Source organism: Streptomyces sp. NPDC026246, from assembly GCF_055567995.1.
In genome coordinates, this window is the sequence record NZ_JBVHPJ010000001.1 from 79,860 (window position 1) to 91,572 (window position 11,713).

Here is an 11,713-nt window from a genome sequence, read left to right on the forward strand (position 1 = left end):
GGAGCATCAGTGAACGTCGCTGTCGGGATCTTCATGGCTGTATTCGGTCTGTCATTCGCTGTCTTTGCAAGCAGGTTTTCGCGGGCGAGCGCTGCCAGTTCCGAGGAGATGTTCGGGACGAGCGGCGGAAAGCCGATGCAGGTTTGGAACCGGACTGTCTTCACGGTGATCGGGATCGCCTTGGCCGCGTTCGGCGTCCTCTACGCCATCGGCGTAGTCGGCTGACCTTTTTCGCACTCACGGAAGGAATCGATCACATGGTGTTCCACGCGATGACCCTGGCCGAACGGTGGGATGGGCCGCCGTGGTTCAAATGGGCCTGGCTGGCACTGGTAGCAGTGGGTGCGGTGTTCGTGTTCACGATGCTCGCGCGCCGGGGCAGGCGCAAGTAGAACAGCACTACCTTGGTGGCCTGGGTGCCTATCCCAGGCCACCGAGCCGTCAGTTGCAGTGTGCGCTCTGCGCTGCCGGGCCGAATCCCGTCACCTGACTGAGTCCTCCGCCCACGATGACAACCTGCGGACCGTGGCATTCCGGCTGATGGGCGCCGCCGGCCTACCAGGACCCCATCGGCCTGTACCACTTCGCCGCCCGCTCCAACGACGCCAACATCGGCCTCTTCACCCAGCCCGACCCCTCCGGCCAGGAGAAGAACCCCTACCTCTACGCCGAAGGCGACCCCGTCAACCGGATCGATCCCAACGGAACACTGTCGTTCGGGCCGGTTCTGGCGGTCTGGCCTTCGGTAAATCGGTCGAAGGAACCTGCATCGGTGTCGCCGGATGCCTGACAGGAGGTGCCGGAGCAGCGGCTGCTGCCGTTCCCTGCATGGTGGCTGGTGAGTACGCCGGTTCCTTCGCAGAGGAACAGACGGTGAAAGCCTGGTCCTAGGTAGTTCCAGACGGGGCGGCGCCACCATGCGCCGCCCCCCTCACTTCGAGGAGAAGCCGTGATTCAGATCGCCTCAGAGGGTAAAGGATGGTGGATTCCCGAAGGATGGGGGCCTCTCATCTTCGTCGCTGCCATCGCGTGCGTATTGGGTATTGTTGTCTACTACCGTCAACGGCAAAAGTGAGGTGCGTTCGGCGACGAGGAGTGCGGCGGCAAAGGCCAACGAGTCCAGGCATCCCGCTGTGCTGCTGCGCACGCCTGCGCCGTCCCTCCCCATCGGAGAGAACCGCATGTCCTTGCGGGGCCGGCGGCTTGACATCATCAGCGCTTGGCCTGGCTTCAGGAAGGGGAGCTTGAATACCTGGTGACTGGGGATCCCATTGTTCCCTGGCTGAAAGGTAGTTGTGTTCGCAACGGTTGCTGTCGCCCGTTGGTGTCGGAAGTGAGACCCGTAAGTGAGAAGAGGGTCTGATCAATCTCTGCGCATTTTGGCCTGCTTCCTCCTTGTATGTGCATCCGTCATGGCTTTGTCGGTCGTTGTCATGCTTGCCATGGGAGCCAGCCCCGCAGTCATTCACATAGCCCCGCTGGTCGCGGCGGGTTGCGGTTTGCTATTGCTTCGCCATGCCAAGGGAGACAGTTAGCCTCGCCGCCTCGGTTGCGGCGCTGAGGCGTCATTGAAAAGCAACTGTCGGGTGACGCGGTATGGGTGTTCGGAAATGCCGGAGGGAGCCAGTGAAAACGACGAGCACATGCCTTCTGGCCAATGAGGGCCGAGTCATGCCCGAAGGCGCCGCTGGTGTGGTGATCCTCGGCATTGCTGTTGCCGCCCTGATAGCCATGATCGTCTACGGCAGGGCGCGCCGGGACCGCGGCCGCCGAGGCTGATCGGTTCACCCGATCTGTATCTGCTGCCACGGCCTCGAGTCACAGGGAAGTGCTGGGCGCGGGCAGGACGTTTTCTAGACAATAGGGGGATTGATGCATATTGCTGTGGGGATCTTCATGGCCGTGTTCGGTTTGTCATTCGCTGTCTCTGCGCCTCGTCTCACACGGGCGAGTGCTGCCAGTTCCAGAGAGATGTTCGGGACGACCGGCGGGAAGTCGATGCAGGTCTGGAACCGGACTGTCTTCACCGTGGCCGGGATCGCCCTGGCTGTGTTCGGCATCCTCTACGTCATCGGCGTAGTCGGCTGACCTTTGCCGCACTCATGGAAGGCATCGATCACATGATGTTCCACGCGATGACCCTGGCCGAACGGTGGGATGGGCCGCCGTGGTTCAAATGGGCCTGGCTGGCACTGGTAGCGGTGGGCGCGGTGTTCGTGTTCACGATGCTCGCGCGCCGGGGCAGGCGCAAGTAGAGCAGAACTACCTCGGTGGCCTGGGTGCTCTCCCCAGGGCCCACGATGACGACCTGCGGACCGTGGCATTCCGGCTGATGGACGCCACCGGGGGAAGCGAAGGAATGTTATGGCGCGCGGAGACAAGAGTGAGAGCATACTGATTGTGATCCTGTTGTCGGCCACCGGGCTCTTGTTCCTAACCTGGCTGGCAATGCTGGTCATCTCACGTGAATGAGTCGGCAGACATGGGCGGTCTGGTGAACGGTGCCGGTGCATTGTTCGGCGTCACACTTGCCGTGACTCTCACTGTCCTGGCGTCGGTCCGGAAGTTGGACAGGCGATAGTCCGGCTTCTAGGTCACGGCGAGAAGCTGCTGCCTCGCCCTGGCTGTGTTCGGCATCCTCCGTGCTGCCGGCGTTGTCGGCTGAGGAGTGGGTTTCGCCTTCACAGCTGGCTGCACCTACCTGACCCGCAGTCGGAACCCTCGGTAAGCTCGTATGGAGGAGATACCGTGCACTCACACATCGCTTCGACGTCCCTCGCCTACAAGGGGCTTGATGGCGTTCCTGTCTGGCTCTCGTTCGGAATCGTGATCGTGGCTTTCATCATCTTCGGTGTGACACAGGTCCGTAAGCGCAAGTAGCCGGAAGCAACACAGCGAACGATGCTTCCTCCGGCAGCGGCTCCCGTTTCGGAGCGCCTCAGAGGGTGACGGGTGGTGGCTGCCCGAAGGATGGGGGCTCTCACCATCTCCGGCAGAAGGCAATGGGCACCCACGGCGTGATTACCCGTCAGGTGCCAACTCCGATGCCCGGGCAGTCAGTTGAAAGCGTCGGTCATGCAGTCCACCCGGCAGTCGGCAGCCTCGAAGCGCCGGCGGAGGGCGGCAGCTGCTTCTTCGCGCTCCACAGAGAGGTACCCGTAGTGCCGGCGCGCCACCCTGGTCACGTCTGCGACCGTGACGATGGCCGGTTCGCCGTGTGTGGCCCGTCGACGTGCTCCGGCGATCGCCATGTCCGCGGAGCGCAGCAGGTTTCTGGAACGATCCCGCATCACGGCTGCCTGGGCACGTTTCGCCGAGAGGGGACGCAGGACACGTCCTCTCCAGATGTAGCCGGCGGCGACAAGGATGAGACCGAGCGCTACGAACAGGAGTCCGCCTGGAGCATGAGGTCGCATCCACCCAGTCTTCACCACGCACGTGGTGACCGTCATGCCCCTGCCCTCTGGCCGATGAGGGCCGCGTCGTTACCGGAGCGGTTTCTGCCGCACCTCTGACGGAATGGTGGCCGTGGCGAGGCAAGGCATCACGGGGCCGCCGGCCGTCACGCCTGCAGCAGCACCACGCCCGACTCGCCCGGAACGCGCACCACCCCGTCCTCCCCGGGTGGGTCCACCGGCTCCCACGCGGCCAGCACGCGCGCGTGCGGGACGCCGAGCGGCAGGTCGGCCGGTTCGGCGGCCAGGTTCACCGCCACGAGGACGTCCCCGCGCCGGAAGGCGATCCAGCGCCGCTCCTCGTCGAAGGCGACCTTGGTGTCGGCGAGGTCCGGGTCGGTCAGGTCGGGCTGGGCGTGGCGCAGGGCGAGCAGCTGCCGGTACCAGGCGAGTACGCGCGCGTGCGGCTCGCGTTCCGGTTCCGACCAGTCGAGGCAGGAACGGTCCCGCGTGGCGTGGTCCTGGGGGTCGGGAACGTCCTCCTCCTTCCAGCCGTGCGCCGCGAACTCCCGCCGCCTGCCCTGCCGTACGGCCTCCGCGAGCTCCGGGTCGGTGTGGTCGGTGAAGAACTGCCAGGGCGTGCCCGCCGCCCACTCCTCGCCCATGAACAGCATCGGCGTGAACGGCGCGGTCAGGATCAGCGTGGCCGCGCACGCCAGCAGGCCGGGGGAGAGCAGGGCCGAGAGCCGGTCGCCCTGCGCCCGGTTGCCGATCTGGTCGTGCGTCTGGCCGTAGCCGAGCAGCCGGTGCCCGGCCACCCGGGCGCGGTCCAGCGGCCGCCCGTGGTGCCGCTCACGGAAGCTCGAGTACGTCCCGTCGTGGAAGTAGCCGCCGGTGAGGGTCTTGGCGAGACCGCCGAGCGGGGCGCGCGCGAAGTCCGCGTAGTAGCCCTGCGCCTCGCCGGTCAGCGTGGTGTGCAGGGCGTGGTGGAAGTCGTCGTTCCACTGCGCGTGCAGCCCGAGCCCGCCCTCGGAGCGCGGCGTGATCAGCCGCGGGTCGTTCAGGTCCGACTCCGCGACCAGGAACAGCGGCCGGCCGACCTCGGCGGCCAGGGTGTCCACGGCCGTCGACAGCTCCTCCAGGAAGTGCAGCGCACGTGTGTCGACCAGCGCGTGCACCGCGTCCAGCCGCAGCCCGTCGAGCCGGTAGTCCCGCAACCACGCCAGCGCGCTGCCGATCAGGAAGTCGCGCACCTCGTCCGAGCCGGGCGCGTCCAGGTTGACCGCGGCGCCCCACGGGGTGTGGTGCGTGCCGGTGAGGTACGGCCCGAAGACCGGCAGGTAGTTGCCGGAGGGGCCGAAGTGGTTGTGCACCACGTCGAGCACCACGCCGAGGCCCAGTTCGTGGGCCCGGTCGACGAAGCGCTTCAGTGCCTCGGGACCGCCGTACGGCTCGTGCACCGCCCACAGGGAGACGCCCTCGTAGCCCCAGCCGTGTGTGCCGGGGAAGGGGGTGAGGGGCATCAACTCCACGTGGGTGATGCCCAGTTCGGCGAGGTGTTCCAGTCGTTCCGCGGCCGCGTCCAGCGTGCCCTCGGGCGTGTACGTGCCCACGTGGAGCTCGTACAGCACCGCGCCGGCCAGCGGACGGCCCTGCCACTGCGCGCGCCACGCGTAACGCTCGTGGTCGACGACGGCGCTCAGTCCGTCCGGTCCGTCCGGCTGCCGCCGCGAGCGCGGGTCGGGCAGCACCGGGCCGTCGTCCAGTGCGAAGCCGTACCGTGACCCCTCGCGTGCTTCCGCCTCGCCCCACCACCACCCCGGCCGCTCCGGATCGCGCTCCAACGCCCGCGTGACGCCGTCGCACTCCAGCGTCACCCGGTCGGCCTGCGGTGCCCACACCTCGAACTGCACGGACGGTTCCCCTTCGTCTGCTCACCGTGATGTAGCCCGTCCATGGTGCGTCAAACACGATCAATCCGCTGGCCCATCCACCCATTTGCGGCGGGTCTCCCCGGCACCGGATGCCGGGCGGCCGTCCTCCCGTTTCCTGGACAGCCCGCCCGCGCTGCCCGACAATCACCGGGTGACGTCGTCCTTCGAGTTCAACACGTACCCCGCGCGGTTGTCCGACGCGGAGCGCGACAGGGCGCTGAAGGTGCTCCGGGACGGCGCCGCCATGGGCCGCCTGTCCCACGACACGTTCGTCCGCCGCATGGAGCTGGCGCTCGCCGCCCGCCGCCCCGACGAACTCGCCGTGCTCACCGCCGACCTGCCCACGGAGAGCCGCTTCTCCCGGCTGGTGTTCGGCAGCGTCGAGGCGGTCTCCGGGTTCACCGTGCGGTTGCGCCGGGCGTGGCAGGCCGAGCGGCTGCCGAAGTTGTTGCTGCCGCACCCGCAGCACGGCCATCCCCTGCGGATAGGGCGCGATCCCGCCAGCGGGCTGCGGCTCAGCCACGAGACGGTCTCCCGGGTGCATGCCGAGCTGCGGCACCAGGGCGGCCTGTGGGTCCTGCGCGACCTGGGCTCCACCAACGGCACGACGGTGAACGGGCGGCGGGTCGTCGGCGCGGCCGTCGTCCGCGAGGGCGACCAGGTGGGCTTCGGCCGCATGATGTTCCGGCTGTCAACGGCCTGACGGCCCGGCGGCTCGGTGTCCCGGAGGCCCGGTCTCCCGGAGGCCTGACGGCCCGGTCGTTCGGTGTCCCGGCGGCCTGACGGCCCGGCGGCCCCGCGCCCCGCCCTCGCCGGCCCCGCGCCCCGCCCCCGCGCGCCCCGCGCCCGGCGGCCCCACACCACCTGTGCCCGCCAACCTCCCCGACTCCCGCATCACACACCTCCACCACCCCCACCCCCGGTGGCACGACAGTCCGGCGTCCAGCACCGCTGCGCGCGCCCGGCCCCGCCGACCCATTGACCGGAAACCGCCCCACCGCTCAACCCTGGCCTGGGATTTACCGGCTGTAGATCAACCGGAGATGGCTCAAATACCGGTGCCGTCCACGGTGTTGACGCGCCCTCGAACTCGTGACTGACTGTGCGTACACCCTCCACATCGGGTGAAGCCACGGCACCGCATCGGGGAGGTGTGCCCTGCCGCCCCTGCCCCGCTACCCCACCGTCGACGAACTCGGCGCCCGGGCCGCCGCCCTCGTCGCCCGCCATCCCCGGGACGCCCGGCTGCGCCGGGTCGGCACCTCCCGGGCCGGTACTCCGCTGTGGCTGCTGTCCGTCGGTCACGGCGAGCGCCAGGCCCTCGTCGTCGCCGGACCGCACGCCAACGAGCCCGTGGGCGGGGCCACGGTGCTGCGGCTGGCCGAGCGGACCCTGGCCGATCCGCGGCTCACCGAGGGCGCCGACGCCACCTGGAACCTCTTGCTGTGCCTCGACCCGGACGGGCTGCGCCGCAACGAGGGCTGGCTGACCGGCCCGTACACCCTCGGCCAGTACTTCCGTCACTTCTTCCGGCCCGGGTTCCTGGAGCAGCCCGAGTGGCTGCCCGACGGCGCGGACGCCGCCGCCCTGCCCGAGACCCGGGCGCTGCTCGACGTCCAGGACGAGTTGCGGCCCGTGCTGCAGTGCTCCCTGCACGGCGTCGACGTGGGCGGGGGCTTCGTCGAGCTCACCCACGACCTGCCCGGCCTCGGCCGGCGCCTGGCACACATCGCCGCGCGGCTCGGCATACCCCGCGAACTCGGCGCCTACGACGCGCTGTACTGGCCCGGTCTGGAGCCCGCCGTCTACCGCATACCGCCGCCGCGACGGGCCGGACTCGCCGCCGCGATCACGGAGGCCGCGGTCGAGTCGACCTGGTACCACCCCCACCGCCACGGCACCGTCACCGCGGTCGTCGAGGCGCCCATGTGGGGCGTGGCGGCCGTGTCGGACGGCTCCCCGCCCCCGGCTCGGGACACCGTGCTGCGGGAGGTCAGCCGCACCCTGCGCCACGACACACACCTGTTGCGACTGCTGCTGGCCAGGATCCGTCCGCAGCTCGCCGGCGTGCCGGACGCGGCCCGTCTGCTCGCCCCGGTCGGCGACTACCTGCTGGTGTGCCCCGGCCTCGCCGACGCCTGGGACCCCGACACCGGCGGCGGGCCGCACCCCATGCCACCCCTGAGCTCGGCGCATCTGGCCGCCCTGCGCATCTCGGGCCGCCGGCTGGCGCTGCGCACAGCGGGCCTGCTGCACCAGCTCGTACGGGCCACCGGGCGCGACCCTGGAGGTGTGCTGCCCGAGCTGGACCGGCTGATCGACACCTGGTGCGCCGACTACCGTGACGGCTGCCGGGCGCGCTGGGTCCCGGTCGCCCGGCAGGCCGAGTACCAGGCGCGGGTGGTGCTCTCGGCGTTCGAACTCACCGCCCGCCACGCCCGCCACGCCCGCCCGGCCGCCCCGGCCGCGGGCCCGGGGAGCGGGTCGGGAGCGGCTACTGCGTCTCCTCGCGCGCGTGCAGCGCCGCCGTGACGACCGTGCGGGCCTGGTGCTCGACCTGGTTCTCCAACGGCACCCAGCGGGCGCGGAAACGCTCGGCGAACGCGTCGCTCCAGGTGGCGACCAGCGTCTCCAGCTGCTCCGCCGCCCGCTCGTCGGTCCCGCGCAGCACCCGCAGCAGCATCGCCGCCGCCCGCAGCGGCACCCGGCGCACGAAGGCGTCGACGCTGCCGACGTAGGCCCGGGTGAGGTCGGGGGGCGGCGTGTGGAGCAGGTCCGAGGCCAGGCCCGGCACCAGCTCCAGACCCCACCGGGCCGCCCGCAGCAGTGGCCCGTCCACCCCGGCGAGCTGGGGCAGCGCGCCGTCGAGCACGCGCGTCACCTCCAGCGCGTCGCGTTCCAAGCGCCGGGCCAGCCGGCCGATGGCAGCCGCCGGTGACGGGTGCGGAGCCGGGTCGTCGACCAGGTCGCTGGCCCACATCGGCACCTCCACCACCGCGGTGAGGCCGCCGTAGCGGTGGGCGTGGTACCAGGTGCTGAGCCGCGCGTCGTCCGGCAGGCTCGGGTACGCCGGACCGATGTCCGGGGCGGGTATGACGTGCACGCCGGGGCCGGAGGCGGGCCAGCCCGCGGCGTCCGAGGCGCCGGTCTCCACCGGGATGTGCAGCTCCGCCGCGGACTTGGCGAACGGCTCGGCCAGCCCCGGCACGTCCCGCGTCAGCTGCACCCAGCTGCCCCCCAGGTCCGTGCCGTGCAGCGTCACCTGCAGGTAGGGGCGCAGCTCGTCGATGACGCCGGTCAGGGCCCGGGTCTCGGGCGGCAGCCGGTCCGGCGGCAGCAGGGACGGAGCCCACTCCGGCTGCTCGGGTCCCGCGGGCCGGAAGAAGCCGAGGTGGTAGTCGTGCAGGCTGCGCGGCGCGGGCGTGACATGCAGGCTGGCCCCGTCGGGATCGGCGCACAGCAGGAAGTGCCAGGAGATGCCGTCGCGCAGCTCCCGCTGCTCCAGCACCCGGCGGGCGACCGAGAGGAGGGTGCAGGAGCCGGTCGGCTCGTTGGCGTGGGCGCCGGCCACCACCAGGACGGAGCGGGACGCACGGCCCACGGACAGCAGGTGCAGCGGCCGCCCCGCGCGCGAGGCGCCCACCTGCCGCAGGGTGCACACGCCCGGGCGCTGGGCGGTCAACGCCCGGGCGGCCGAGACCAGTTCGGCCACCGTCGGGTAGCGCAGCTCCGGCAGGACACTCACCCCCGTCACATGCGCCCGAGTTCGCCTTCGCAGTACCCCACGGCCATGGGGCTAAGTCAAGGGCGCGACGGGGGAGGCTCCCGGGGGCGCCCGGAGGCACCGGGCGACCCGGCCGGGGGACGGCGTGCCGGGCCGCCCGGACGGTGCCCCGGCACGCCGCCCGGCCTCAGTCGCCCGCCCGCTCCAGCAGGGCCACCGGCAGGTCGGTGAACAGCTGAGCCAGCGGCACGTGACCGGTGAACTCCCGTCCCGGCCGCAACGCGTCCGACCAGCGGCCCGGGGGCAGCGTCAGCGCCGTGTCCCGCCAGCCGCCCGCCTCCGCCAGCCGCAGCGACAGCCGGGTCACGGCCGTCACCACCTCGCCCGAGCGCGCGAACGCCAGGCAGTGCCCGGCCGCCGGGCCCTGGGCCGGCAACGGCATGTAGGTCGCCGTGTCGCCGAAGGCCTCCGGGCGGCGGGCCCGCACGGCCAGCGCGGCACGGGTGAGCGCCGCCTTGTCCGCGGAGGTGCCGCCCAGGTCCCGGGGCGGATAGTCCACCGCCCTCCGGTTGTCGGGGTCGACCAGGGCCCGGGACTCGGCCTCCGTGCCCTGGTAGACGTCCGGAACACCCGGCATCGTCAGGTGCACCAGGGCCGTGCCCAGCACATTGGCCCGGATGTGCTCCTCCAGGGACGCGCGGAACGCGGCGACCCGCTCGCCCGGGGCCCCGCACGGCCCGGCCGCCACGAACCGCTCCACGGCCTCCTCGTAGGGCGGCTCCTGCTCGGTCCAGCTGGTGAACAGGCCCGCCTCGCGCACGTGCTTCAGCAGTGCGCCCTGCACCCGCTCCGGCTCCGCCGGCCCCAGGCCGAACACCGTCTGCCAGGCCGCCCAGGCCAGCTGCGCGTCCGGCACGCCCGCGCCGTCACGGGTGACCTCCGTGAGGACGTCGGCCCAGCGCTCGGGGCACTCGGTGAGCACGTTCAGCGCCGCCCGGACGTCGGCGCTGCGCTTGGTGTCGTGCGTGGAGGCCACCGTCCCGGTCAGCGGCCAGTCGCGCTGCACGCGCGCGCAGTACGCGTGGAACTCCTCCGGCGGCAGGGCGGGGCGGCCGGGGTCGCCGCCCACCTCGGTCGCCGACAGCAGCGGCACGTACCGGTAGAACGCCGTGTCCTCCACGGACTTGGCCCGCAGCGCGGAGGAGGTCTGCGCGAACCGCGTGCGGAACTCCACGTGCGCGGGCCCGTCGCCGTACCGCCCCAGCACCAGGTCGCGTACGAGGTCCACCGCCCCGGCCTCCTCGGGCACGGCGAAGGCGTGCCGGGCCTCGGCGGCCGCCTCCTCGGTGACCACGGACGCGGCGCCGGTGGACTCGTAGGGCCGGTAGACCTCCATGCGCACCAGCAGCTCCTGCAGCGCGGTGCGCAGCGCCCAGGGCGCGCGGTCGCGCAGCGCCGGTTCCGGCGAGGTGGCGCACAGCCGGGTCGCCGCCCGCGTCAGCCGGTCCGTCTCGGTCGCGAGCTCGTGCGTGAGGACCTTGTACGCGGCCCGCCGCACGGTCGCGTCCCACTGGCCGCCCCGGTCCGTCTGCGGGGCCGCGAAGCGCCGGTACTGGCCGAGCAGGTCCCCGCAGCCGGCCGGGTCGGCGAACACCGCGTCCACGTGCCGCAGGGCGTCGTAGCCGGTGGTGCCCGCGACGGGCCAGGAGGGCGGCAGCCGCTCGCCGTCGGCCAGGATCTTCTCCACGACCGTCCAGCGGCCGCCCGTCGCCTCGTGCAGCCGGGTGAGGTAGCCGTCGGGGTCGGCCAGCCCGTCGGGGTGGTCGATGCGCAGCCCGTCGATCACGCCCTCGTGCAGCAGCTTCAGGATCTTGTCGTGGGTGGCCTCGAAGACCTCCGGGTCCTCCACCCGGACGCCGATCAGCTCGGAGATGCTGAAGAACCGCCGGTAGTTGAGCTCGGTCCGGGCCAGCCGCCACCACACCGGGCGGTACCACTGCGCGTCCAGCAGATGCGGCAGCGCCAGGTCCTCGGTGCCCTCGCGCAACGGGAAGACGTGGTCGTGGTAGCGCAGGACGTCCCCGTCGACGCGCAGTTCGTCGAGCACCTCGCCCAGCGGCCCGCCGAGCACCGGCACCAGCAGCTGCCCGCCCTGGGCCTCCCAGTCGATGTCGAACCAGCGCGCGTAGGGGGACTTCGGGCCCTCGCGCAGCACCTCCCACAGGGCGCGGTTGTGGCGCGGGGACATGGCCATGTGGTTGGGGACGATGTCCACCACCAGGCCCAGCCCGTGCTCGCGGGCGGTGCGCGCCAGCGCCCGCAGCCCGTCCTCGCCGCCCAGCTCCTCGCGCACGCGCGCGTGGTCGACCACGTCATAGCCGTGCGCCGAGCCCGGCACCGCCTCCAGCACGGGCGACAGGTGCAGGTGCGAGACGCCGAGCGAGGCCAGGTACGGCACGGCGGCCTCGGCTGCTCCGAACGGGAAATCGGGCTGCAACTGCAGCCGGTAGGTGGCCGTGGGCACCACCGGGTCAGGTCGCTCAGGTGTCATGCAGACCTACGTACCCGCACCGCCGGGGTTCGTGCCTCCCGCGCCGCCGGGTGCGCCGCGCGTCGCCCGGACGAGTGGCTTCGTCCGGACGACGCGACGGCGGAGCGGC

10 protein-coding genes are annotated in these 11,713 nt (G+C 71.6%); 6 read left to right on the top strand and 4 right to left on the bottom strand.

What is annotated here, in order from left to right; translation table 11 throughout:
* Positions 1-9 precede the first annotated feature (9 nt).
* From ACZ4M5_RS00340 to ACZ4M5_RS00355, 4 genes are all read left to right on the top strand, one after another.
* On the top strand, positions 10-225 hold the full coding sequence (locus tag ACZ4M5_RS00340) for a hypothetical protein (RefSeq protein ID WP_467731483.1): 216 nt from the start codon (positions 10-12) through the stop codon (positions 223-225).
* Positions 226-257: 32 nt separating this feature from the next.
* Positions 258-392 (top strand): hypothetical protein, encoded by a 135-nt coding sequence (locus tag ACZ4M5_RS00345; RefSeq protein ID WP_369195250.1) that lies wholly within the window; start codon positions 258-260, stop codon positions 390-392.
* 218 nt (positions 393-610) lie between these two features.
* Positions 611-790: an RHS repeat-associated core domain-containing protein gene (locus tag ACZ4M5_RS00350; RefSeq protein ID WP_467732810.1), complete on the top strand. Its 180-nt coding sequence runs from the start codon at positions 611-613 to the stop codon at positions 788-790.
* A gap of 1,312 nt (positions 791-2,102) precedes the next feature.
* On the top strand, positions 2,103-2,255 hold the full coding sequence (locus ACZ4M5_RS00355; RefSeq protein ID WP_467731485.1) for a hypothetical protein: 153 nt from the start codon (positions 2,103-2,105) through the stop codon (positions 2,253-2,255).
* An 801-nt stretch (positions 2,256-3,056) separates the two neighbouring features.
* Here the strand turns inward: ACZ4M5_RS00355 and ACZ4M5_RS00360 are convergent.
* Positions 3,057-3,452: a hypothetical protein gene (locus tag ACZ4M5_RS00360; protein ID WP_467731487.1), complete on the bottom strand. Its 396-nt coding sequence runs from the start codon at positions 3,450-3,452 to the stop codon at positions 3,057-3,059.
* 110 nt (positions 3,453-3,562) lie between these two features.
* The gene (gene treZ, locus ACZ4M5_RS00365) at positions 3,563-5,308 is read right to left on the bottom strand and encodes a malto-oligosyltrehalose trehalohydrolase (RefSeq protein WP_467731489.1); all 1,746 of its coding nucleotides are present in this window, start codon (positions 5,306-5,308) and stop codon (positions 3,563-3,565) included.
* Between the two features lie 172 nt (positions 5,309-5,480).
* Here treZ and ACZ4M5_RS00370 point away from each other — a divergent pair, with 172 nt between their 5' ends.
* Both ACZ4M5_RS00370 and ACZ4M5_RS00375 read left to right on the top strand, forming a co-directional pair.
* Positions 5,481-6,032: an FHA domain-containing protein gene (locus ACZ4M5_RS00370; RefSeq protein ID WP_467731490.1), complete on the top strand. Its 552-nt coding sequence runs from the start codon at positions 5,481-5,483 to the stop codon at positions 6,030-6,032.
* A 455-nt stretch (positions 6,033-6,487) separates the two neighbouring features.
* The gene (locus ACZ4M5_RS00375) at positions 6,488-7,861 is read left to right on the top strand and encodes a M14 family zinc carboxypeptidase (protein ID WP_467732812.1); all 1,374 of its coding nucleotides are present in this window, start codon (positions 6,488-6,490) and stop codon (positions 7,859-7,861) included.
* Here the strand turns inward: ACZ4M5_RS00375 and ACZ4M5_RS00380 are convergent.
* Complete coding sequence (locus tag ACZ4M5_RS00380) at positions 7,824-9,074, bottom strand: M14 family zinc carboxypeptidase (protein WP_467731491.1); 1,251 nt, start codon at positions 9,072-9,074, stop codon at positions 7,824-7,826. The genes ACZ4M5_RS00375 and ACZ4M5_RS00380 overlap by 38 nt on opposite strands.
* A 166-nt stretch (positions 9,075-9,240) precedes the next feature.
* A complete protein-coding gene (gene treY, locus ACZ4M5_RS00385) occupies positions 9,241-11,604 on the bottom strand; it encodes a malto-oligosyltrehalose synthase (RefSeq protein ID WP_467731493.1) in 2,364 nt (787 codons plus the stop codon).
* Positions 11,605-11,713 lie beyond the last annotated feature (109 nt).

Excerpts from the sequence above, each read along its gene's own strand:
- ACZ4M5_RS00345 (WP_369195250.1), top strand. The coding sequence starts at position 258 with ATGGTGTTCCACGCGATGACCCTGGCCGAACGGTGGGATGGGCCGCCG.
- ACZ4M5_RS00355 (WP_467731485.1), top strand. The coding sequence starts at position 2,103 with ATGGAAGGCATCGATCACATGATGTTCCACGCGATGACCCTGGCCGAA.
- ACZ4M5_RS00360 (WP_467731487.1), bottom strand. The coding sequence starts at position 3,452 with ATGACGGTCACCACGTGCGTGGTGAAGACTGGGTGGATGCGACCTCAT.
- treY (WP_467731493.1), bottom strand. The coding sequence starts at position 11,604 with ATGACACCTGAGCGACCTGACCCGGTGGTGCCCACGGCCACCTACCGG.